Annotated in this window: 25 protein-coding genes; 10 read left to right on the top strand and 15 right to left on the bottom strand. The window is 70.1% G+C overall.

Annotation, left to right across the window (positions count from 1 at the left end; genetic code table 11):
- Positions 1-75 precede the first annotated feature (75 nt).
- On the bottom strand, positions 76-576 hold the full coding sequence (locus tag ASF25_RS18595) for a hypothetical protein (protein WP_156369069.1): 501 nt from the start codon (positions 574-576) through the stop codon (positions 76-78).
- Positions 577-1,001: 425 nt separating this feature from the next.
- Entirely contained in the window at positions 1,002-3,542 is a 2,541-nt protein-coding gene (locus ASF25_RS18600) for a TonB-dependent receptor (RefSeq protein ID WP_056306417.1), read from the bottom strand.
- Between the two features lie 465 nt (positions 3,543-4,007).
- Here ASF25_RS18600 and ASF25_RS18605 point away from each other — a divergent pair, with 465 nt between their 5' ends.
- The 5 genes from ASF25_RS18605 (at position 4,008) to ASF25_RS18625 (ending at position 8,419) form a co-directional block, all read left to right on the top strand.
- Positions 4,008-5,033, top strand: a complete 1,026-nt coding sequence (locus tag ASF25_RS18605; protein ID WP_056306418.1) for a helix-turn-helix transcriptional regulator — start codon at positions 4,008-4,010, stop codon at positions 5,031-5,033.
- Positions 5,034-5,094: 61 nt separating this feature from the next.
- The gene (locus ASF25_RS18610) at positions 5,095-6,093 is read left to right on the top strand and encodes an iron ABC transporter substrate-binding protein (RefSeq protein ID WP_156369083.1); all 999 of its coding nucleotides are present in this window, start codon (positions 5,095-5,097) and stop codon (positions 6,091-6,093) included.
- Positions 6,094-6,104: 11 nt separating this feature from the next.
- Entirely contained in the window at positions 6,105-7,142 is a 1,038-nt protein-coding gene (locus tag ASF25_RS18615; protein ID WP_082502979.1) for an iron ABC transporter permease, read from the top strand.
- Between the two features lie 2 nt (positions 7,143-7,144).
- Positions 7,145-7,915, top strand: coding sequence for an ABC transporter ATP-binding protein (locus ASF25_RS18620; RefSeq protein WP_056306420.1), 771 nt, complete (start codon positions 7,145-7,147; stop codon positions 7,913-7,915).
- 18 nt (positions 7,916-7,933) lie between these two features.
- A complete protein-coding gene (locus ASF25_RS18625; RefSeq protein ID WP_056306421.1) occupies positions 7,934-8,419 on the top strand; it encodes an SAM-dependent methyltransferase in 486 nt (161 codons plus the stop codon).
- 22 nt (positions 8,420-8,441) lie between these two features.
- On the opposite strand, the gene ASF25_RS18630 is transcribed toward ASF25_RS18625, so the two are convergent.
- Positions 8,442-8,651, bottom strand: a complete 210-nt coding sequence (locus tag ASF25_RS18630) for a molybdopterin-binding protein (RefSeq protein WP_056166023.1) — start codon at positions 8,649-8,651, stop codon at positions 8,442-8,444.
- 8 nt (positions 8,652-8,659) lie between these two features.
- On the bottom strand, positions 8,660-9,445 hold the full coding sequence (gene modA / locus ASF25_RS18635) for a molybdate ABC transporter substrate-binding protein (RefSeq protein WP_056306422.1): 786 nt from the start codon (positions 9,443-9,445) through the stop codon (positions 8,660-8,662).
- Between the two features lie 168 nt (positions 9,446-9,613).
- Between modA and ASF25_RS18640 the strand changes: the two genes are divergently transcribed.
- Positions 9,614-9,955, top strand: coding sequence for a LysR family transcriptional regulator (locus tag ASF25_RS18640; protein WP_056265050.1), 342 nt, complete (start codon positions 9,614-9,616; stop codon positions 9,953-9,955).
- A gap of 68 nt (positions 9,956-10,023) precedes the next feature.
- Positions 10,024-10,794, top strand: a complete 771-nt coding sequence (locus ASF25_RS18645; RefSeq protein WP_056306423.1) for a glucose 1-dehydrogenase — start codon at positions 10,024-10,026, stop codon at positions 10,792-10,794.
- An 80-nt stretch (positions 10,795-10,874) separates the two neighbouring features.
- Here ASF25_RS18645 and ASF25_RS18650 read toward each other — a convergent pair whose 3' ends face one another.
- The 3 genes from ASF25_RS18650 to ASF25_RS18660 all read right to left on the bottom strand — a co-directional run bounded on the left by ASF25_RS18650 (position 10,875) and on the right by ASF25_RS18660 (position 14,375).
- Entirely contained in the window at positions 10,875-11,546 is a 672-nt protein-coding gene (locus tag ASF25_RS18650; protein WP_056265244.1) for a haloacid dehalogenase type II, read from the bottom strand.
- Between the two features lie 33 nt (positions 11,547-11,579).
- Complete coding sequence (locus ASF25_RS18655) at positions 11,580-12,689, bottom strand: catalase family protein (RefSeq protein WP_056306424.1); 1,110 nt, start codon at positions 12,687-12,689, stop codon at positions 11,580-11,582.
- Between the two features lie 288 nt (positions 12,690-12,977).
- Positions 12,978-14,375 (bottom strand): TAXI family TRAP transporter solute-binding subunit, encoded by a 1,398-nt coding sequence (locus ASF25_RS18660; RefSeq protein WP_156369070.1) that lies wholly within the window; start codon positions 14,373-14,375, stop codon positions 12,978-12,980.
- 144 nt (positions 14,376-14,519) lie between these two features.
- Between ASF25_RS18660 and ASF25_RS18665 the strand changes: the two genes are divergently transcribed.
- A complete protein-coding gene (locus ASF25_RS18665; protein ID WP_056166004.1) occupies positions 14,520-14,873 on the top strand; it encodes a hypothetical protein in 354 nt (117 codons plus the stop codon).
- Between the two features lie 108 nt (positions 14,874-14,981).
- Positions 14,982-15,431 (top strand): hypothetical protein, encoded by a 450-nt coding sequence (locus ASF25_RS18670; protein ID WP_056306426.1) that lies wholly within the window; start codon positions 14,982-14,984, stop codon positions 15,429-15,431.
- 34 nt (positions 15,432-15,465) lie between these two features.
- Here the strand turns inward: ASF25_RS18670 and ASF25_RS23300 are convergent, their stop codons facing one another.
- The 6 genes from ASF25_RS23300 to ASF25_RS18695 form a co-directional block, all read right to left on the bottom strand.
- Positions 15,466-15,639 (bottom strand): hypothetical protein, encoded by a 174-nt coding sequence (locus tag ASF25_RS23300; protein WP_200918676.1) that lies wholly within the window; start codon positions 15,637-15,639, stop codon positions 15,466-15,468.
- A gap of 42 nt (positions 15,640-15,681) precedes the next feature.
- Positions 15,682-16,188, bottom strand: coding sequence for a dUTP diphosphatase (dut, locus tag ASF25_RS18675; protein ID WP_156369071.1), 507 nt, complete (start codon positions 16,186-16,188; stop codon positions 15,682-15,684).
- A complete protein-coding gene (locus ASF25_RS18680) occupies positions 16,185-17,072 on the bottom strand; it encodes a CoA ester lyase (RefSeq protein ID WP_056306561.1) in 888 nt (295 codons plus the stop codon). The genes dut and ASF25_RS18680 overlap by 4 nt, the downstream gene beginning before the upstream one ends.
- A gap of 99 nt (positions 17,073-17,171) precedes the next feature.
- On the bottom strand, positions 17,172-17,564 hold the full coding sequence (locus ASF25_RS18685) for a phage holin family protein (protein ID WP_162239281.1): 393 nt from the start codon (positions 17,562-17,564) through the stop codon (positions 17,172-17,174).
- Positions 17,565-17,653: 89 nt separating this feature from the next.
- Complete coding sequence (locus tag ASF25_RS18690; RefSeq protein ID WP_056306428.1) at positions 17,654-19,285, bottom strand: DEAD/DEAH box helicase; 1,632 nt, start codon at positions 19,283-19,285, stop codon at positions 17,654-17,656.
- 59 nt (positions 19,286-19,344) lie between these two features.
- The gene (locus ASF25_RS18695; RefSeq protein ID WP_056165982.1) at positions 19,345-19,554 is read right to left on the bottom strand and encodes a hypothetical protein; all 210 of its coding nucleotides are present in this window, start codon (positions 19,552-19,554) and stop codon (positions 19,345-19,347) included.
- Positions 19,555-19,696: 142 nt separating this feature from the next.
- Here ASF25_RS18695 and ASF25_RS18700 point away from each other — a divergent pair, with 142 nt between their 5' ends.
- Positions 19,697-20,017 carry a hypothetical protein gene (locus ASF25_RS18700; protein WP_056306429.1) on the top strand — a complete coding sequence of 107 codons (321 nt, stop codon included), beginning with the start codon at positions 19,697-19,699 and terminating at the stop codon, positions 20,015-20,017.
- 7 nt (positions 20,018-20,024) lie between these two features.
- On the opposite strand, the gene ASF25_RS18705 is transcribed toward ASF25_RS18700, so the two are convergent.
- A complete protein-coding gene (locus ASF25_RS18705) occupies positions 20,025-21,467 on the bottom strand; it encodes a UdgX family uracil-DNA binding protein (RefSeq protein ID WP_056306430.1) in 1,443 nt (480 codons plus the stop codon).
- 2 nt (positions 21,468-21,469) lie between these two features.
- Entirely contained in the window at positions 21,470-22,684 is a 1,215-nt protein-coding gene (locus ASF25_RS18710; protein WP_056265020.1) for a putative DNA modification/repair radical SAM protein, read from the bottom strand.
- Positions 22,685-22,707 lie beyond the last annotated feature (23 nt).

Genomic DNA, 22,707 nt, shown 5'->3' on the forward strand with positions numbered 1-22,707 from the left:
CTTAGCGACGATCTCTCCAGCCGTATGATTCTTCCGTCCCATAAAAACATCCTCCAAATGACCCAAGGCCATACATCAGGGAGGACCACTTTTCAGGGGGCAGGCCAGGCCGTTGCCGTTCTGCGTCACCGCGATGGTGCCGGAATTGGTCACCGTGGTGCTCTCGTACTGCGAGCCCGCCGGCGCGCTCGAATAGGCGCCGTAGACCCGGGTCGTGGTGTTACCGGCCGGCGCCGTGAGGGTGATCGTGCCGGTGTTGTTCAGGGTCGAGCGGTCACCCGCCAGGTTCACGCCGAAATTGTCGCGGTTCAGCGGCGCGGTGTTGCCGATGGTGCCGGCATTGTTGATGATACTCGTGCCGTTCACCCGCACATTGGTGAAGCTCGGTTTCGTGCCGGCGCTCGTCTGCTGCGAACCGATGGTGGCGCCCGGCTGGATGCTGACCGTGAGGCCGGTGGCGGCGGCCGGCGCGACGTAGCCGGTCGGCTGCGCATCGGTGCAGGTCACGGTCTGCCCGCTGGCGGGCGAAGCCGGTTGGCACGCCGCCGAGGCCTCGGCGATCAACATGCTCCACACGGGAACGCTCACCATCAGTGAGCGGCGCAGCACTTGACCTTGCCTCGACATCGTATCCCCCAGGATTTTATGATTTTGATTGGTCGGCCGCTCGCATGCGCTGCCAATGGAGCGACGATTACGGACAGCACGAGCAGAGTCAAAAATTAGTTCTGTGTTCGAGGGCCGGTGTCCGGTATTTGATTTTACGAGATGCAAATCAATCATACATTCTTCTTAGAACGCGGACTTTAGACACGAACATCACGGTATTCAGGCAGGATTTCTATTTAAAAAAGGCAGAACGGACAGGAAAAACTGGCAATTCGTGTCGAGAGCCCATGAATGCGAAAAGGGCCGGCCCCTGTTCGAGGCCGGCCCTTCGGACGGAGACCCGGTCGTCACCGATGCTTGGTGATGACCGGGCGTGGGTGACTGATGACGGCTCAGTACTTGCGCACGATGGGCTCCGGCATCGGCGCGGGCGCCTCGCCGAAGGTGTAGCGGATGCCGCCGTAGACCGAGAGCGGCTGAGCGAGCGTCGTCGTGCGCACGTCGTTGACGGGGTAGCGGTTGGCCACGAGGCCCGGCTCGAAGAAGGTGCCGAACGTGGTGTAGCGGTTGTTGGTCAGGTTGGTGACGTAGCCGAACAGCTCGAGGTTCCGGTTCACCCGGTAGCTCGTGTTGAGGTTGAGCACGTAGTACGCGGGCAGCTTGCGGTTCAGGTTCGACTCGTCGCCGCGATAGTAGGCGGACGAGAAGGCCTGCATTGCCATGCCGACGCGCCAGCGCGGCAGCACCTCGACGTCGAAGCCGACCTTGAACTGGTGGTCGGGGATCAGCGGGACCTTGTTGCCCGGGACCACATCGATCGCGCCGTCCACCGACAGGGGGTTGTTGGGCGAGGACAGCGTGCCGTTGAAGCGGAAGGTCGCGTCGATCAGGGCGTAGTTCGCGTAGACGGTGAGCCAGTCGGCGACGTATTCGAGGCCGACCTCGACGCCCTGGCGACGGGTCGCCGGCACGTTGACGAAGTAACCGCGTGCCGCGTTGCCCGGGGTGGCGAGCGACAGGATGTCGTTGGTCAGATCGGTGCGGAAGGCGCCGACCTTATAGTTGACCAGGCCGCCATCGTAGAAGTTCGGCAGCGCGCCGCGGAAGCCGACCTCGTAGGTCTGGCCCTCGACCTGCTTGAGCGGCGGATCGGCCACGAGGGAGTTCGGCAGCAGGCAGGGGCGGAGCGGGTTGGCGCAGGCGAGTTCGAGGGGCGTCGGCGCGCGGTTCGACTCGGAGTAGCCGCCGTAGAGGTTGAGGCCCGGGGCGAAGCGGTAGGTCAGACCCGCCACCGGGTTGATCTTGTTGAAGTAGTGCGTGCCCGTCACGTCGGGGGAGAAGCCCGTCTGGTCCTGGCTCGAGATGCGGGCGAAGTTGAGCCGCGCGCCGGCCGTCAGCGACAGGGCGTCGGTGATGTCGATGGTGTCGGTGGCGTAGAGGCCCATGTAGAGGTTCGAGCCCGTCACCGAGCTCGGCGCGATGCCGAGTGCGGCCGACGTGCGCAGGAAGTCGGTGCCGAGGCCCGGCACGGTGCCGTAGGCCGGCGTCAGCGGGTTCGTCGTCACCGACAGGTCGGGGTTGATGACGCCCAGCGTGCTCGACGACTTGTAGCCGTAATCCGCGACGTCGATGGAGCCGCCGACCACGAAGCTGTTGTTGAAGCCGAACACCCGGTCGCGGTTGGCCGCCTGGAGCGTGCCGCCGTAGCCCGTGGCCTCGGTCTTGGTGACGTCGAGGGTGCCGTAGGGAACGCCCGCCGTGAACGGGATGCCGTTCGGGGCGCCCCGGCCCACCATCAGGAACTGGTTACGGAAAGCGAGCTGCGACTGGCCGGCCGAGGGGCTGAAGCCGTCGTCCTCGTAGCAGAGCCGGCCGCGGAAGCTCGAGCGCGTGCTGCAGTTCTCGAAATCGCTGTCGTTGCCGTCGATGTAGCGCTGGCTGAAGCGTCGGAAGTAGGCGGCACCGGAGATGTCCCAGGTCGGCGAGAGATCGACGCGGCCGGTGAGCTGGATGGTGCCGACTTCGGAGGTGGTGGTCTGCGGATAGGTGAAGATCGCCCGCGGCTCGATGTGGGTGAAGTCCGTGGGTGTCGCGGCGGCGGCGCCGAAATAGGTCCGCGCCATCTGGCCGATGAGGTGGAACTCCGAATCCAGCGTCCGGTAGCCGACGTCGCCGTAGACCCGGCCGATGGTGCTCGGGCTCTGGAAGCGCCAGCCGCGGTCGCTGAGGCCATCACCCGCGAAGTAGATGCTCCATGGGCCGATCATCTTGCCGTGCTGCAGGGAGCCGGCGATGCGCGCGTCCGAACCGCCGAGCGCGGTGATCTCGGTGCCCTGCCAGTTGAAGCCGTTCTTCATCTGGATGTTGATCGCGCCGCCCAGCGCGTTGAGGCCGAAGACCGGGTTGCCGGTGACGACGTCGATGCGGTTGATGGCGACCTGCGGGATGAGATCGAGGTTGACCGTATCGCCGAAGGCTTCGTTGATGCGCACGCCGTTCTGGTAGACGGCGAGGCCCTGCGGCACGCCCGTCACCGGCGAGGCCTGGAAGCCACGGTAGTTGATGTCGACGCGGTTGTTGTTGCCCTGGCTATCCGACAGGTTGAGACCGGGCACGCGGCGGGCCAGGGTCTCGACGGCGTTGAAGGTCGCGCGGTCGAAATTCAGATCAGCGGCCGTGACCGTCTCGACTGTGCTGGGAATCTTGTTGAGCGGCAGAGCACCGCCACGCAGACGCGTGGTATCCGGAACCTGGAGAGCCGTTCCGCCCGGGGCCTGCAGTACCGGAATACTGGGCGCACCATTTCCGGCGGCGACACCGACCGGTGTGGTTGCAACAACGCTGATCTCGCTGAGCGAAACCGTGCTCTGTGCCTGAGCAACGCACGGCAGCAGCGCGACTGAAGCAAATAGGCTGTACCGCAGCGAGCGCATGATTCTTTCCCGACCCAGGATTGTATTTGTAACCGTCACCTTCTGGCGACGTGTTGTTCACTCATGGGCGAGGATGCGCGGACAGGGCAAGTCCATCCCGCATCATCATCGGGAATCCTGGGCTCCCTGGCAGCGGAATGGCGGACCCAGTGGTGTTCATGCCACATTTTTCCCTTATTCGACAGAGACTTAGAGGCAACAATGGCAATCTTGTTCGGGATCATTCGGCAATCGCGGCCTGCCTAACCACCCAAAGGCAATCGTCGTTCCGATGGAGAACCATTCATCCAGGATCCCCTGTCCGGACCGGTGGCAACCGCTCCGTCGAATCGAGGGCGATGGTGGACGAAACGGGCTCTGGACGTACGATCGTCCATTCGGCCGCTTCACCCGCGGCGTGCTATCCGTCCGTCGCCTCGGGTCACGAAACCGGAGGCATCGGATCAGCACTCGCGACGGTCTCCCATGACGCAAGACGCCGATGGACAACCGCTCAGCATCGCGCTCGGCATCGGCGGAACGATCCGCATCGGCGAGCAGCATCTCGGCGTCGCCGAAACCCTCGCCATCGTGGAGGCCATCGCGCGCACCGGCTCGGTCCAGGGCATCGCCACGGAACTCGGCTTGTCCTATCGCGCCGCCTGGGAGCGCCTGCGCACCCTCGAAAGCGCGCTCGGCCACCAGATCGTCCAGAAGACGCGCGGGCACGGCAGCACCCTGACGGAGACGGGGGTGGCGCTGCACGATGCCCTCGCGGAGGCCGCCGCGGCCCTGGCGGGGCCGTTGGCGCGCGAGGGCCGGTCGGTCCAGGCGCGCCTCGCCGGCCTCCTCGGCGACGCGGCCCCCACCCTCACCCTCGTCGCCAGCCACGACCTGCTGCTCATGACTGTGCTGGCCGATTGGTCGGGGATCGCCGTCGTCGTCGCGGGCAGCGCGGATTCCGTCGCCCGCCTCACCGAGGGCCGCGCCGACGCTGCCGGATTCCATTGCGGTCCGGGCGGCCTCGCCCTCGCCGGCCCCGCCTTCGCCGACCTCGGCGACACGCCCGGGATCCGCGTCCGCCCCCTGTTCGAGCGGGAGCAGGGCGTGATGCTCGCCGCCGGCAATCCCCTCGGCATCGAGGGGTTCGCCGACCTCGCGCGCCTGCGGGCGCGGACCATCAACCGGCAGAGGGGGTCGGGGACGCGGGTGTGGTTCGATCGCCTCCTCGCCGAGCACGGGATCGAACCATCGGACATCCAGGGCTACGCCACGGAGGAGTTCACGCATCAGGCGGTGGCGGCGGTCATCGCCTCCGGGGCCGCCGATGCCGGCCTCGGGGCCCGAGCGGCGGCCGAGCGGTTCGGCCTCGCGTTCCTCTCCCTCGGCTGGGAATGCTACTACCTCGCCTGCAGCGCCTCGCTGCCCGACGCCCTCCTCGACCGGGTCGCCGAGGCCGTGGCGGAGGGTGCGGATCGGACGGTCGGCTACCGGCGTGCGAAGGGCGACTGAACCGATGAACGTTTTCAGACACTTGCGGACGCGGGTCCGTGTTCTCGCGGGTGCCCTCCTCATGGGCGGCCTCGCGGTTTTCCCCGCCTCGGCGCGCCCGTTCACCGACGCGGCGGGACGGGTCGTCGAGATTCCCGAACGGGTGGCCCGCATCCTCGCCGCCGGCCCGCCGGCCTCGGTGATGCTCTACAGCCTCGCGCCGAGCCGGATGGTCGGCTGGGTGCGCGCGCCGACCCCGGCGGAGCGTCCGTTCCTGGCACCCGAGACGCGGGATCTGCCCGCCACCGGGCGCCTCACCGGGCGCGGCGGCACCGCCAACGTCGAGGCCGTGCTGGCGTTGAAGCCCGATCTCATCGTCGATGTCGGCAGCACGGGGCCGACCTACGCTTCCCTCGCTGACCGGGTGCAGGCGCAGACCGGCATTCCCTACGTGATCCTCGACGGCACCTTCGCGAAGACCGCCGCGACCTATCGGCAACTCGGCGACCTCATCGGCGACCCGTCCGCGGCCGAAGGTCTGGCCGCCTCTGCCGACGCGACCCTGAAGGCGGTGGCCGACACGGTCGCCACGCTTCCCGAAGCCCGGCGCCCCCGCGTCTACTACGCGCGCGGTCCCAGGGGCCTCGAGACGGCGCCGGCCGGAGCCCTCAACGCCGAACTGCTCGACGTCGTCGGCGCCCGCAACGTCGCCGTGGCGACGGGACAGACCGGCCTCGCCACCGTCTCGCCGGAGCAGGTCCTGGCCTGGAACCCGGACGTGATCGTGACCCAGGACCCGGCCTTCCGAAAGGCCATCGCCACCGATCCGCTCTGGGCCGGGGTGAAGGCCGTACGCGACGGCCGCGTCCTTCAGGCGCCGACCCTGCCCTTCGGCTGGTTCGACGCGCCGCCCGGGGCCAATCGCCTCATCGGCGTGCGCTGGCTCGCGGGCGCGCTCTATCCCGACCTGTTCCCGGAGCCCCTGACCGAGGTCACGCGCGACTTCTATCGGCGGTTCTATCATGTCGACCTCACGCCCGCGCAGGTCGATGCCCTCCTCGACGGCGCCGCGGCGCCGTGACGGCGGAGGCCATGGCCCTGCGGGGGGCGCGACGACGGCGGGCCCTCGTCCTCGCCGGATGGGCACTGCCGGTCCTCGCCCTATCCGCCCTCGCCATCGTGGCGCTCGGGCTCGGCCGCTACGCCGTTCCGCCGGGCGACGTGTTCGCCGTGCTCGCCGCCAAGCTGTTCGGCTGGCCGTCCGGCGCCGACGCGACCGTCGAGACGGTGGTGCTGCGGGTGCGCCTGCCGCGTGTCGCCGCCGCCCTGGTGGTCGGAGCGGCCCTCGCGGCGGCCGGGGCGACCTACCAGGGTCTGTTCCGCAATCCCCTGGTGTCGCCCGACATCCTCGGGGTCTCGGCCGGCGCCAGCCTCGGGGCGGTGCTCGGCATCTTCCTGTCGCTCCCCGTGGCGGCGATCCAGGGTCTCGCCTTCGCGGGCGGCCTCGGCGCCGTGGCCTGCGTCTATGCCGTCGGCGCCGCGGTGCGCCGGCACGATCCGGTGCTGACCCTGGTGCTCGCCGGCGTCGCCATCGGGGCGGTGCTGGGGGCGGCGATCTCCCTCATCAAGGTCCTGGCCGACCCCTACAACCAGCTGCCGGCCATCACCTACTGGCTGCTCGGCAGCCTCGCGTCGGTGACGCTCGGCGATGTCGGCGCCATCCTACCGGCCATCGTCCTCGGCCTCGTGCCCCTGGTGCTCCTGCGCTGGCGCATGAACCTGATGAGTCTCGGCGAGGAGGAGGCCCGGGCGCTGGGCGTCGAGACCCGGGCCCTGCGCCCGCTCCTCATCATGGCCGCGACCCTGGTGACGGCGGCGGCGGTCTCGGTGACGGGGGTCATCGGCTGGATCGGGCTCCTCGTGCCCCACGTCGCCCGTCTCCTGGTGGGGCCGGATTTCCGGCGCCTGCTGCCGGCCTCCCTGATGCTCGGCGCCGGGTATCTGCTCGCCGTCGACATCGTCGCCCGCACCCTCGCCTCCGTGGAAGTGCCCCTCGGAATCCTCACGGCGCTCATCGGTGCGCCGTTCTTCCTCTGGCTCCTCGCCAGCGGCCGGCGGGGCTGGGCCTGACGATGTTCGGCGTCGAGAATCTCGCGTTCGGCTACGGAGCCCGGAGGATCGGGTCCGGCGTGACCTTCACCCTCGCGGCCGGCGAGGTGTTGTGCCTGCTCGGCCCCAACGGCGGCGGCAAGACCACCTTGTTCAAGACCCTCCTGGGGCTGCTGCCGAAGCAGGCCGGGCGAATCCTGCTCGACGGCGCCGACGTGGCGGGCTGGTCGCGGGCCCGGCTCGCCCGCAGCCTCGGCTACGTGCCCCAGGCGCACGGCGCGCTGTTCCCGTTCTCGGTCCGCGACGTCGTCCTCATGGGGCGCGCCAGCCGGCTCGGCCCCTTCGCCGGCCCGGGCCGGGTCGACCGCAAGCACGCCGAACGGGCGCTGGCGACGCTGGGCGTCACGCATCTTGCCGACCGAATCTACACGGAGATCAGCGGCGGCGAGCGCCAGATGGTACTCATCGCCCGGGCGCTCGCCGGGGAGCCCCGCCTCCTCGTCATGGACGAGCCCACCGCGAGCCTCGATTTCGGCAATCAGACCCGCGTCCTCGATCAGGTCCGGCGGCTCGCACGCGGCGGGATCTCCGTGATCCTGTCGACCCACGACCCCGACCACGCCTTCCTCTGCGCCGACCGCGTCGCGCTCCTGCACGAAGGGCGCCTCGCCGCCCTCGGGGGCCCGGCCGAGACGATCACGCCCGCGAGCCTGGAGCGCCTCTACGGCGTCGCCGTCGCGGTGGTGCCGCTGCCCGGATACAGCCGCTCCGTCTGCGCCCCGATCTTATCCTGATTGCGAGAGGCCTTGCCGATGGTGCGCCTGAACGAGATCCGCCCCAACGAAATCGCCGTGGCCCCGCCCGCCGCCACCGATGCGGGCCTCGTCTATATCGGGCGGATCTCCACGCCCTGGACCGACCGCCTCGCCTGCCCGCGTCAGGGGCGGGCCGACGGCCCCCTGTGCCGGATCGAGGTGTTCGAGCCCTGGGTCGCCGCCCTCGACGGGCTGTCGGCCTACGCGCGGATCGAGGTGCTGTACTGGCTCGACGCGTCCCGGCGCGACCTCGTCCGCCAGTGCCCGGCGAGCGACGGGATCGCGCGCGGCACCTTCTCCCTGCGCTCGCCGGTGCGCCCCAACCCCATCGGGACGTCCATCGCGCGGCTCGTCTCCGTCGTGGGGCCGGTGCTGACCGTGCGCGGTCTCGACTGCCTCGATGGCACGCCGCTCCTCGACCTCAAGCCGGACCGCAGCCTGTTCACCCCCGTCGCCCCGCCGCAGCCGGGCGACTTCGAGTAGGGGCCGCGACCCGGACGCTCGCTCAGTCGACGGCGATCATCACGTCCGACGCCTTGACCACGGCGTAGGCCTGGGCCCCGACCGTGAGGCCCAGGGAGTCCACGGCCTCGTTGGTGATCGAGGACGTGATGATCGTGCCGTCGGCGACCTCGATCTTCACGTGGGCGGTGGTGGCGCCCTTCTCGACGGAAACGACTTTGCCCTTGAGGGTGTTGCGCGCGCTGATCTTCATCGTTGGTCTCATTGGCGGGGTGGAGTGGGGCCGAGGATCTGGAAGCCCTGGGTCTCGAAATAGGGCCGGGCCGCCGCACTTCGGAGGAAGGTGAGGAAGCGGGCCGCGCCGTCCCCCTTTGCCTCGGCGGTGACGGCGAACGGATACACGACCGGCGGGTGCGAGTCCGCCGGAAACACACCCACCACCTTCACGCCGGGATCGGACCTCGCATCGCTTTCGTAGACGACGCCCAACGGAGCCTCGCCGCGCGAGACGAGCAGGAGGGCGGCGCGCACGTTGTCGGCCTGGGCCAGACGCGGCTGCAGGGCGCTCCAGAGGCCGAGCGTCTCGAAGGCCGCCTTGGCGTACTTGCCGATGGGTACGGAGGTCACCTCGCCCGTGGCGAGCCGCCCGTCGGGGCCCAGCGCCGCGTCGAAGCCCGCCGGGGTGAACGGCACGGCGGTGATCGTCGCGTCCTTCGGCGCGATGACCACGATGCGGTTGCCGAGCAGATTCACCCGGGTTCCGGGGCGCACGAGCGACTTCTTCTCGAGGTAGTCCATCCATTCGAGGTCGGCCGAGGCGAAGAGGTCCGCGGGCGCACCCTGCTCGATCTGCCGGGCCAGGGCCGACGACGCGGCGTAGCTCGTCTTCAGGGCGACGCCGTTCTCCGCCGTGAACGCCTTGCCGGCCGCGTCGAGGGCGTTCTTCAGGCTCGCGGCCGCGAAGATCGTTGCGGTCTCGGCGGCCCGCGCGGCGGGGGCCGCCACGATCAGGCCGGCGAAGACGAGGGCACGGAGGGTGGCGCGCATGCGGGTTCTGTCCTGAGGAATGCTCAAACGTTCGAGCCGCCGAGCGTGTCGTGTGTGGCCACCTTCGATATATACAGCGGAACATAGCGAAGGCGACAGGCTCTCGTTCCGGGGGCTCCCTGTCCGAGCGGATCGGACGAAGGATGCGCCTGAACCAGAAAGACCACGATGGCGCGCCTGAGCATCCGCATCGATCTCGGAGACGGTCACCGCATCGGGCCCGGCAAGGTCCGGCTCCTCGAGGCGATCGCGGAGCACGGGTCGATTTCGGCGGCGGGCCGGGCGCTGGGTATGTCGTATCGACGGGCGTGGGTGTTGGTGGAGGCCATGAACCACGGCTTCGGGCGGCCCGTCGTCGCGACACAGGCGGGCGGCAGGGCGGGCGGCGGCGCGCATCTCTCCGACCTCGGGGCCCATGTGGTCGCGCGCTACCGGGCCGTCGAGGACGCGGCGGAGGCGGCAGCGCGGCCGTTCCTCGACGGCTTCGCGAGTCCGGAGGATGGCGCCTGACTCTCCGTCGCAGGAACCGACATTCGGAAGCGCCGATTGATCCCGCATCAGCGAAACACGGGATCATCATGAAGCTGCAAGGCAAGCGTGCCCTCATCACCGGGGCCGATTCGGGCATCGGCCAAGCGACGGCGGAGTTGTTCGCCCGCGAAGGCGCGGACGTCGCCATCACGTACAACACGGATGCGGAGGGCGCGCGGGAGACCGCCCGTTGCGTAGAGGCGCAGGGGCGGCGCTGCCTCGTCATTCAGGACGATGTCGGCAACGCGGCCTCCGTCGAGGCGACCTTCGCGCAGGTGGCACGCGAACTCGGTGTCCTCGACATCCTCGTCAACAATGCCGGTCAGGCCATGAGCGGCATGCCCGTGGCGGAGATGGAGGAAGCGAGGCTGGAGCAGATCCTGCGGGTCAACCTGATGGGGCCGGTCTTCTGCGCCAAGGCTTTTATCGCGGTGCGCCGCGCCCAGGGCGGACGGGGCAAGATCGTGACCGTCTCGTCCGTGGCCCAGCACCTGCCGACGCCGGGGAGCGCGCCCTACGGCATGTCGAAGGCCGGCATCGGCTCCTTCTGCCGCAGCCTGTCGCGGGAGCTCGCCGAGGACAAGATCAACGTCAACAACGTCGCGCCCGGCCTGATCGAGACCCCGATGACGAGCGACCGGTTCGAGGATCCGAAGAAGCTGGAGGCATCCCTGGAGCGGATTCCGTGGCACCGCGCCGGCCAACCCGACGAGATCGCAAAGGCTGTCCTCTATCTGGCGTCCCACGACTCCGACTACGTCACGGGTCACACCCTCGTGGTCGATGGCGGACTGACCATGCAGTGGGGCGGCGCCTGATCGCCTCATGACGGGAAGCCGGCCCCCACGGCGGGCTTCCCACGACGCCGCGGCCTGAGCGCCGCAATGTCCGCGCCGGTCTACGGCGCGGCGAGCTGTCGGGCGACGTCCAGCAGCGTCTCGCCGGTCACGTCCGGCGCCCGCAGCACCGGCGAGAACGGACGCCCACGCGCGACGTATCCGCCGACGAGCCCGACGGCCTTCGCACCGTGGATGTCCCAGGGATGGGTCGCCACCAGGGCCATCTCACCCGGGGCGACACCGGCCTCCCGGACGGCATAGCGGTATACTTCCGGGCGGGGCTTCGCGAGACCGACCGCCTCGACGGACAGGACCCGTTCGACGAGCCCGGCCAGGCCCGCCGCATCGAGGAGCCCCTGGGTGGTCTCGGCGGCCCCGTTGCTGAGGGCGACGATACGCAGGCCGGCCCCGGCGAGCACTTCGAACGCCGCCCGTGCGTCGTCGTGCGGCGGCAGGGTCTTCATCAGGCCGAGCACCGCCTTCTTCTGCTCAACCGACGCCGTCACGCCCTGCATGGCGAGCAGTTCGTCGAGGCAGCCGGCCATGACGGACCGGAAGGGTGCGAAGGCCCCCGTCACACCCAAGGCGAACGTATCCCGCAAGGCGGCGGTGTAGAGGAAGTCGAGGGCGAGGGCGGGAAGCCCGAGTCCCGTCAGCGCGGTCCGCATCGGCGCCATGCTGAACACCGTGCCGATGATGTCGAACGCGACGACCTTTACGCGGGGCGGCAAGCCGGCTCCGGCTGGCTGAGCGTCGGCCATGGGTCAGACCACCCCGTCCCGGACTTGTCCGATCGGCCCTTGTCCGGTCGGTTCGTGGATGGGGCATCCGTTGAAACGCTGGCGGAAATCGGCCGAGTGCCGGTAGGGCGCGTTGCGCGCGCGGTTGATGTTACCCAGCGGCCGATGCGCGGCGAGTCCGGTCCAGACGCCGAAGCGCATGCCTTCGTCGACCGCCGCGACACGGCCCGCGTCCCAGCTGTCCTGCGGGCGGACCGTGATGGTCGCGACGGTGTGGAACGGCGCCTCTTCCTCGTTCCAAACCACGGTCGGGTCCTCGACGGGCTGGCGTTCCAAGTCGCGGCAGAGTTGAACGCGGAACGCCCACACGGCCTCGATACCCCGCATCTCGGATCGGACGGTCTCGCGGATCGCGTCGGGGCGGCCGGAGGCATCGATCTCCCGGCCGGTCAGGGCCCGGAGCACCGGGGCCATGGGGCCCAGGGAGAACTTGGCGATGTGGTCGCCGTACCGGAACGGCGTGACGCTGTAATAGGTCTCGCCCAGGGGATCGACGTTCGGCGCACCGCCCAGCGACCCGAGGGTCGTGCTCTCCACGCCCACCGCCTGCAGCGCCTTGTTGACGCCGCGCAGCACCGTCGAGGCCGCGACCTTCAGGGATTCCGCCCGGTCCGTCGTCTTGGCCAGCAGCTTGAGGCTGCCATGGAACGCCTCGGCGGTCTTGGCCTGGAAGCTCGGGGCGTTGACCATAATGAAGTCCTGGCTCGTCCCCTCGGCCCCTTCCAGACGCGCGCCGGGGGCATCCAGCACCTTGAGGGCGAGGCCGCGCGGCAGCGAGACGGCGTCGGGCAGGAGATCGCCGGCATTCGTGGACAGGCGTAGGTAGACCCGGTGCTCGCCCGGCACCGCGAACAGGCCCTGCGCCAGTTCCGGGGGCAACCCGGCCGCGATGGTCATCGTCCCCTCCAAGATGCCGTGCGCCTTGGCGTGCACGGACCGCACGGCGTGCCCGTAATCCTCGGCGGTCCGCTCCAGAATCGTATCGAAGGTCCGGCACAACCCCTCGATCGTCTGCCCCTCATCGGGTTTCACGTCCTCGACATCGGCGCTGTAACGGACGGGGCTGTCGGGCATGCGAAGGTCTCCGGATGGTCTCTGCGCACAACCGGCTCAGTCGAGACCCGTTCCAGACTGGGTGGGTGGCGCGCGTTCACGATGGTGCCAGATGGAATCCCGCGCGATTTCTGAGACCGGACCGTGATCTTTCTCGTGAAAGTCCAAGTATTCGGAGCGCCTTCAGTATCTCTCACAAAACGCCCGTTGCGCCGTCGTGCTCGGAGTGCGAACCGACGATGAACGCGAATTCTGTGAGGCACTCCAAGCCGGCGGCGCGCGGCGAGGGATGCCGGATCGCCGCCGCGATCAGGCGATTTCGGGGGCGGACAGAGCAGTGGCGGGCGGCTCCGATGCGTCCGGTTGCCCAGACCGGCCGTCGCCCCTGAGGGTCGTGCGCCGCACCGTCGAGCGGGCGGCGTCGATGGCGATGGCGGCGGCGCTCATGGTGCGGGCCTCCGTCGGGCGCTCGAGGGCGTGCCGGGCGATTTCCCCGGCGAGATCGTCGATCTCGGCCGCGAGGGCATCGAGGCCGGCGCGGTCGGTGGTCTCCCGCGCCTCGGCCCGGATGGCGAGGAGCCGGTCGGTGGCCTCCTCGACGCGCTCGCGGCGCACCCGCGACAGGCGCTGGCGGATCCAGGCCAGGGCCGAGCCGAAGCCGCCGCCCAGGAAGGCGACGAGGTAGATCCAGGTCTCGTAGCGCTCGATGAAGCCCTGCTGCTCGCGCTCGAAGAAATCGATGGCGCCGGGATGGATCGGCAGGCGGGCGCTGGTGGCGGCGGCCGTGGTCTCGTAGCTCGGCGCCAGCATGTAATCGGCCGCCGCCGTGGCGTTGGACAGGCCGCTGCGCAACTCGAACAGGTGCTGGGTCACGTCCGCCGCCACCGTGCGCGACAGGCCGGCCCGGGCCATGAGCCGGTAGGACGCCCCGATGGTGCGGACATCGTCGGCGGGCACCTTCGGGGCGCCGCCGAACAGCCCCGCCGGGATCGTCACCGCCTGGAGCCGGGGCATGCGCTCGATGATGGCGGTGCCGTCGGCGACATCGACGAAGGCGACCTTGCGGGTGCGGCTCGCGGCCTGGACGATTCCGACGATGCGCAGGGCCGTCGGTGCCGCCGGGGCGATGACCGAGACGACGGCGTCGATCCGTTTCTTCGCGAAGGCCTGGGCCAGGTCCGCCTCGTCGAGCTGTACCAGGGCGACGTGGCGGGCGGGCACCGGGCCGTCCGGGGCGCCGTCGAGGAGGGTGAGGCCGTAATGCTCCACCAGGGCCTTGATCAGTGTGTGGTCGGCGTCGCGGTGGGCCAGGATGGCGAGGCGCTTGCGGTCGAGGTCGTCGAAGGCCGTGATGCCGGAGGGCTCGGGCGAGGCGATGATCATCGCCTGATCGCGCAGGATCGCCAGGGTGAGGCCGTTCTCCGGCAAGGCGACGTCGGGGCGCACCACGGCCAGATCCGCCTTCCCCGTCTGCAGGGCGGCGGCGGAGTCGCGCACGTCGTCGAAGGGGACGACCTTCAGGCGGATCTCCTTGCGGCTCACCTTCAGGGCGTCCGCATAGGCCCGGATCAGCGCGGGTTCGGTGCCGTCGCTCGGCGCCACGGCCACCGTCAGCGTGGTGGCGCGCGACAGGTAGAAGGCGCCCGCCGCCGCGAGCACGAGGAGCACCGTGAGGGCGAGGAAGACCAGCTCGCGCCGGATGGGCATCGCTGGCAGGTGCATCCTCGGGTCCGGCTCCCATGAAGCTTCGCGGCTCGGGTATCGCAGCACCGCAACGTATCGCGCGGCGTGACGGTTGCGGGGCCGGGGCTTCCCTTGTCAAGGATCGGTCGGATCGGCGATATCGGGCCCATGCGAATCCCCGCGCGACTCGTCCTCGGTCTGGCCCTCGGCCCGCCCCTCGTCCTGCCCCTCGGCACGGTTCTGGCCGCGCCCGACGTGGCGGCCCTGGAGCGGGCTTGGACGACCTGCGTGCGCGACTCCTTCGCCGAGCAGCCTGCGCTCCAGGGCAAGGCCGGCGCACAGCGCAACGCCCTTGATGCCTGCAAGGAGCGGGAGGACGCCTACGTCGCCGCCCTCATGGCCGAGCGCGCGGGCGGGGACGGCAATCGGACCATCGTGGCACGGGCACGGGAATGGGCGTCCTCCATGGCCGCCTATGTGGTCGATCCGGTTTCCTCCTGGATCGCCATGCTGCGGCGCTGAGCGCCGCTGTTTGGGCGAGGGCCGCCGCGCGGGTTCAATCGAAGCCCGGCCCGCGATAGGGTCCGCTCCCGCCGCCCCGCCTCCCGGGGGGCTCGACCGGAGACCCGAATGCCCGGCATCGCCGCCCGTCGCACCCAGCGCCTCGTCCTCGCTGCCGCCCTCCTCGCCGCACCGGCGGCCTTCGGCCAGGGCGCCGACAATCCCGATTCCGTGAAGCCCCAGGTGAGCGTCGCCGCCGGCAAGCCGGTGCAGATCGCGGTGCTCAATCCGTTGAAGCGCGATTGCAGCCTGGGCGCCGCGCCGACCCTGCGGGTGCCGGGCCTGCCCAAGCACGGCCGGGTCATCGCCACCACGGCCAGCATCGCCACGGGCAAGAGAAACCGCTGCCCGGACCAGAAGGTGTCCGGGCAGGTCGTGGTCTACCAGGCCAACGCCCAGTTCACCGGGTTCGACGAGGTCCAGATCGAAGTCGAGACCGCGGAGGGGGAAGTCCGCCGGGCGACGATCCGCATCGAGGTCACGCAGGCGGGCCTGCCCGCGGGTCAACAGCGGCTGTGAGGGAGCCCGGGGGCTCGCCCCCGAGTCGCGCGCGTCAGGCCTCCGACTCGATCCGGTCGACGTTCTGCTCCGCTTCGTCGGCGGTATAGCCTTCGAGCCAGTCGGCGCTGTTCTGCGAACCGGCCGGGTACGGGTTGGCGTCGTCCGACAGGCCGGCACGCTTGGCGGCCAATCCCTCTTCCATCACCGTCTGCGATACGAATGCCATGAGGGTCCCTCGCTCGATGCTTGTTCGAGGGGTGAACACCGCTCAGGGCGTTTGGGTCCGTCCGACCCCCACGCCCGTCGAACCGAAGCCGCCCGCGCCGCGCCCGGACCCGGTCTCCACCGGGCCGGACACGAGGGTGAAGGCCGGGCGGACGATGCGGGTGAAGACGAGTTGGGCGATGCGGTCGCCGGGAGCGATGGTCAGGGCCGGGCCCGGTGCCGGGTTGCGGTTCCAGGCCGAGATCATCAGCGGGCCTGTGTAATCGGCGTCGATCACCCCGACGCCGTTGCCGAGCACGAGCCCGTCGCGGTGGCCGAGACCGGAGCGCGGATAGATCAGCGCGCACCAGGACGGGTCGCGGATCGCCACGGCGAACCCCGCCGGGATCAGCACGGCCGGCCCCTGCGGCGCCAGGGTCAAGGGCGCGTCGAGGCAGGCATGCAGGTCGAGGCCGGCGGCCCAGGCCGATCCCCAATGGGGAAACCCCCAGCCGGTCAGGCGCGGGTCGAGCAGACGCAGATCGACGGCGAGTTCGGGCGCGGGAATCACGCCGCCCGCGCCGCGATGGCCTCCGCCATGGCGACGACCCGCGCCGCCTCGACGGCGTGCAAGCGCTCGATCATCCGCCCCTCGAACGCCACCACGCCGCGCCGGGCATTCGCCGGATCGGCGAAGACCGCCATGATGGCGCGGGCCTCGGTCACGGCCGCATCCGTCGGCCCGAACACCGCGTTGGCGGGCGCGATCTGGTCGGGATGGATCAGCATCTTGCCGTCGAAGCCGCAATCGCGGCCCTGCTCGCACTCGGCCAGAAAGCCGTCGGCGTCGCGGAACGCGTTGTAGATCCCGTCGATGACGTCGATCTCGTAGGCGCGGGCGGCGGCGATCACGGTCATCAGCCACGGCAGCAGGGCCGGACGCCCCGGCACGCCGAGGCGGACACGGCTCGCCTTGGCGAGGTCGTTGGGGCCGACGATGAGGCAGGCGAGCCGGGTGTCGACGTCGCGGGCGGAACTGGCGATCTCGCCGATGTGCAGGAGTGCCATGGGGCTCTCGATCATCGCCCACACGCGGGTACGCTCGGGCGCCCCGAGGCGGCGCAGGCGGGAGCCGACGGCCACGAGGGCATCGGAGTGGGTGACCTTCGGCACCAGGATCGCGTCGGGGCCGGCGGGCGCGATGGCGGCGAGATCCGCCTCGCCCCAGGGGGTGTCGAGGGGATTGATCCGGACCACCACTTCGCGCCGGCCGAAACGCCCCGACCCGACCGCCTCGGCGACGGCCTGACGGGACGCCTCCTTCGCCTCGGGCTCCACCGCGTCCTCGAGGTCGATCATCACCACGTCCGTGGGAAGCCGGGCCGCCTTCTCGAGGGCTCGCGCATTCGAACCCGGCATGGACAGGACGCTGCGGCGGGGGCGAATCTCGGTCATGGCGGTCAACCCTGTCGCTCGAATCCGTGCATCGGCCGGGAGCGGTACCGCCCCCGGCGCCGTGATTCAAGGCGAGCGCTCACGTACCCAGCGCGCGTGTCAGCCGCGCGGGCGCGTCGCCATGCGGGCGTCGCGGACGACCTGCCGTTCGAACCGGCGCGGCGCGAGGTTGTCGCGGGACATGCGCCTGATTCCCAGCACGGTCAGGACGACGGTGGCGAGGGCGAAGGGCCCCCCGACGACGAGGGCCCCGGCGACCTCCGAGCCGAGCAGGGCGCCGGCCGCCTTCACCAGGAAGACGACGAAGAGCATCAGGGCGGCGAGCACGAGGAGCGACGCCGTGCCGAACGTGGCGATGAGGCCCAGGATCGCCCGGATGTTGCCGTCGGTCTCCCGGCGCAGGAGCTCGAACTCGCCGCCGACGAGGTCGGCCGCATGGCGCACACTGTCACTCAACAGGGCGCCGACACCTTTCGCCGACGGATCTCGCATGGTGGTCCTCGCTGAGACTCCCCGGGGAGCCGAACGGTGCAACCGTGGCGGGGCCATGCGTGTTCCGCGAAATCGCCGACCCCGGGCAATCAGGCGCTGGCTCCGTCGAGGCGCCGCGTATCGACGAAGGTGCGCCCATCGGCGAAGCGGTAGCTCACGCTCTCGGACAGGCGGCCGTTGGTGCGAATGAGAATCGCGGCGGGGCGGGTGAGGTCGTCGGCCCGGTCGAGGGCTTCGGAGACGCTCATGGGGACATCGCGGCCGCCGCCGAACTGGCGCCACCACTGCACCGCCTTCTCGCGGGGATAGCCGGTCTGTTCGAGGCCGATCCGGACCCGGTGGGTCAGCCCGTCCTCCGTGCGGAACACCACGTCGAGGCTGCCCGACGCGATGTGGCGGGCAAGCTGCCAGCCCCGGATGCCGCGCCACACCGGCACGGCCCGCGATAGGATCGGGTGCTCGTCCTCGGCCGCCGCCTCGTGGCTCGGCCCGTCGTCGGCCTCGTCCTCTGGCTCGACCCAGCAGCCCTCGCAGGTGCTGGCGTTGAGGGGGATCAGCGCGCCGCAGCCCGGGCAGGCTTTCGCCCGCACCTCCCCTTCGCGGCCCTTGATCAGCGCGGCGCTGCGGGCGGTGACGATGTCGACGGGGCCGTGCATCCGCACCAGCCCGGCATAGTCGAGGATCAAGGCATCGGTCTTGCCCGGCGCGGTGCGCAGCGCCCGGCCGACCTGCTGGACGTAGAGCCCGGTGCTCTGGGTCGGGCGCAGGAGGGCGATGAGGTCGACGCGCGGCACGTTGAAGCCCGTCGAAAGCACGCCGACGGAGGTCAGGCAGCGCACGCGGCCCGCGCGGAAGTCGCGCACGATCCGGTCGCGCTCGCGCTTGGCCGTCTCGCCCGTCACCATCTCGCAGGAGACCCCTTGCGCCCGCACGGCGTCGCGCACGGCCTCGGCATGGGCCACACCGGCGCAGAAGGCGAGCCAGGCCTTCCTGTCCCGGCCGTAGCCGGCCATCTCCTCCACGGCCGCGCGGGTGATCCAGTCCTGGTTCACCGCAGCCTCCAGGGCGCTCGGGATGTAGTCGCCGCCACGCTTGCCCACGCCGGAGACATCGAGCGCTGTGGCGGTGGCCTTGCAGATCAGGGGCGACAGGTAGCCTTGGTGAATGAGGTCGCCGACATTGGCCTCGTAGACGATGCGCTCGAACAGGCGGCCCGCGCCCTCGTCGAGGCGGCCGCTGTCGAGGCGGTAGGGCGTGGCGGTGAGGCCGACGACGCGCAGTTCGGGCCGGGCGGCCCGCAGGGCGGCGAGGAAGCGGCCGTAGCGGGTCTCGGCGGCACGCGGAATCAGGTGGGCCTCGTCCACCACCACGAGGTCGAAGGCGCCGATGGAATCGGTCTGGTTCCAGACCGACTGGATGCCGCAGAACAGGATCTGCGTCGCCGTCTCGCGCCGGCCGAGCCCCGCCGAGTAGATCCCGGCCGGGGCCTCGGGCCAGTACGCGAGGAGTTCGCGGTGGTTCTGAGCGATGAGCTCGCGGGTGTGGGTGACGACGGCGATCCGCGCGCCGGCCTCGCGGGCAATCGTTTCCCGCACCAGGGCCGCGATAACGAAGGCCTTGCCGGCGCCCGTGGGCAGGACGATCAGGCCGTCGCCGGTCTCGGTGCGCCAGGACGCGTAGAGGGCGTCGAGGCTGGCGCGCTGGTAGGGTCTGAGCTCCATCGCCGGGTCTCTACGGCGGTTCGCACGGATGCGGAACACCGGGCGCGCGCGAGGACCGGCTAATCGGTGCCGCGCACCACCCGGGTGATGCGCTCGACCATGCCCTGCGACAGGCGCACGAACTGCCCGGTGCCGTGGCCGCGCCCGTCCAGCAGCTCGGCGAAGACGGGTTTGGCCGGCTCGCAGGTGAGCGCTTCCACCGGCCGGGTGTTGCGGCGCTTGGCCCGCAGGCGCTCGGCCAGCGCGTCGGGAACGAAGGGATCGCGCAAGCGGGCATCTCCTGTCAGGGCCGTCCTGGGGGGGTCGACGCGGGCCTAAGCGCCCCGGGTTGCGGAGGCCTTAAGGCGGCGAAACGGAACTCCCCCTCGCGCCGCCGTGTTTGGCTCAAACCCAAGCGGAGATGGAGATTTCATGTCGGACAGCGTGCTCGCCTCGGTTGCCTTTCCTTCCCTGAACCAGGCTCGTTCGGCGCGCGACCGTCTCGCGCGGGCAGGGTTCGCCCGCAACAGCATCGACATCATCCGCCACGACGACGACTTCTCCGTCGCCATCAACACGCGGCCCGAGAACAAGGCTCGGGCGGAGCGCATCCTCACGGGTTCGCCGCTCGCCGACGACCTGCGCCGCGCCGGCGATTCCGTGGCGACGGCGGTCAGCGGCAACCGGGGTCTCGCCCTCGGCCTCGCGGCGCTCGCGGGGTTCGCGTTGTTCGGATTGACGCGACGGCGTTGAAGACCCGTCAGGCCGCCAGCCGCGTCGCGAGTTCGCCGACGCGGCGCAGATCCTGGACGAAGGCCGCATAGGCCTCGTCCTTCGCCCCGTCAGGCAGGCGCAGCAGGTAGGACGGGTGGACGGTGATGAACCCGGCGTAGCCCTTGCCGAATTCCGCCGGGCCCCGCGCCCGGGTGACGGGGATCGCCCGACCGGCGAGCGCCAGGACGGCGGTGGCGCCGAGGGCGACGACGAGGCGGGGCGCGACGAAGTCGAGTTCGCGTTCCAGCCACCAGCGGTAGTGGCTGACCTCGCCGGCGGTGGGGTTCTGGTGGATGCGCCGCTTTCCACGCTCCTCGAACTTGAAGTGCTTGACCGCATTGGTGAGGTAGGCGTCCCCACGCACGAGGCCGGCTTCCGCCATGGCCTTCGACAGGAGCTGGCCCGCGGGTCCGACGAAGGGGCGCCCCTGTCGGTCCTCGTGATCGCCGGGCTGCTCGCCCACGAAGGCGATGGCCGCGCCCACCCGTCCTTCGCCCAGAACCGCTTGGGTCGCCCCCGGCACCAGGGGCTCGGAGCGCCGGATGATGGCGTTCAGGGCGTCGAGGGATTCCGGAGCCTGATCCGCCATGGCGGCCACCGCCCGGACGGGATCGCGCTTGATCGGCTTCTGAGGCGCGCGCTCGATCATCGAATCCGTGCGCGACGCCGCCGCCCGGACGAGGCCCGGAATCGCGGCGGTCTCCGGCATGTTGCGCCAGTACTTCTTCGGCATCTCCGCCCGCATGGCGGCGAGATTCGTGCGGGCGGGATTGAAGGTGCTCTCATAATAATCGCGCCAGCCCGCTTCGAACCCGTCGCTTGTCGGCGCGTCTTCCCGCCGTCCCGGTGGGCCGAAGGTGAGCGCGGCGGTGTCCCACAGGGCAGACCCCTCGGGGGTGAGAATCGTCCAGTGCAGACTGCGGAAGCGGCCGACGAAGAACGGGGCTGCGGCCTGCAGGATATGGTGATCGGGCTCGAACCAGGCGACGAAGCGCTCCGGCCCCTCACCCTCCACAAGGCGGAAGCGCAGGAAGGCGTGCATCTTGTGCAGGTCGCGGGCGATGGCCTTGGCCATGCGCTCCAGGCGATGAACCAGAGGGTCGCTCGACACTTCGAGCAGGCGGCGCTCGCCGTGGAGGACACGCCAGACGAGGGTGTAGAGCAGGGCGTACCGCTCGGGGTCGCGATGCGGCACCACCCGGGTCACGAGGTCGGCGACCCCGCGCGGCAGGGCCAGCGGCGGCGTCTCGCCCGATTCGTCCGTTGCCCCGAACAGGCCGGGCGCCTCCCCGACGGACCAGACCACGCGTTCGGGTGGGACATCGCCGGCGACGAGGCGCCGGACGGCATTGCGGAATCCCGTGACATCCGCGCCGGCCGCGAGGGACACCGCCCGTGGGCCGGCCCCGAACAGGTCGCCCGGATCCATCGTCAGAACAGGCTCAACTGCTTCGGCGGGTCCGCGAGCCGCGCGCGCAAATCGAGGCGATCGGTGAGCCCACCGCTTGGGCGATAATCCTCCGTGATGAGGAACGGCCGGGCGCGCTTGAGGCCGGAGGTGAGGCGGGCGACGTCCTCCAGGCGCAGGCGCGTGTGGCGCCGTGCCCGAATGATCTTGTCCACGGCGCGCGCCCCGAGACCCGGCACCCGCAAGAGCCATTCCCGATCGGCCCGGTTCACGTCGAGGGGGAAGTGCGCGCGGTGCTTGAGGGCCCAGGCGAGTTTCGGGTCGACGTCGAGGGCGAACATGCCGTCCTCGGTGGCATCGGCGACGTCGTCGGGGGTGAAGCCGTAATACCGCAGCAGCCAATCGCCCTGGTAGAGCCTGTGCTCGCGCTGGAGCGGGGGCGACTTCAACGGCAGGATGGTCGAGCCATCCGGAATCGGGCTGAAGGCCGAGTAATAGACCCGCTTCAGGTTGAACGACCCGTACAGATGCGCGCTCTTGCGCATCAGCGCCTCGTCGGTGGTGGCGTCGGCGCCGACGATGACCTGTGTCGATTGTCCGGCCGGCGAGAACCGGCGCTTTTCGGCCTTCGCCTCGACGATCCGCTCGCCGATCTGCTGAATGGCGTTTTGGATGACCAGACCGTTCTTCTCCGGCGCCAGCCGCTCCAGGCTCACCTCGGTCGGGAGTTCGACGTTGATGGAAAGCCGGTCGGCGTAGAGGCCCGCTTCCTCGATCAGCCAGGGACTCGCTTCCGGGATCGATTTCAGGTGGATGTAGCCGCGAAAGCCGTGGTCGCGCCGGAGCGACTTCGCCACCCGGGTCAGCAATTCCATGGTGTGGTCGGGCGACTTGATGATGCCGGACGAGAGGAACAGGCCCTCGATGTAGTTGCGCTTGTAGAACTCCACCGTGAGGGTCACGACCTCCTCGACGGTGAATTTCGCCCGGGCGACGTTGGACGAGCGCCGGTTGACGCAATAGGCGCAGTCGAACAGGCAGTAGTTCGTCAGCAGGATTTTCAGGAGCGAGATGCAGCGCCCGTCCGGCGTGTAGGCGTGGCAGATGCCCGCCCCCGTGGTCGAACCGAGCTCACCCTTGCCGGCCGTGCGCTTGGGCGCCCCGGAAGAGGAGCACGAGGCGTCGTACTTGGCGGCATCGGCGAGGATGCGCAGCTTCTTCGCGAGGGCTTCGTCCATGGAAGAGAGATGCGCTCCGTTCG

The organism is Methylobacterium sp. Leaf100 (genome assembly GCF_001422845.1).
GTDB lineage: Bacteria > Pseudomonadota > Alphaproteobacteria > Rhizobiales > Beijerinckiaceae > Methylobacterium.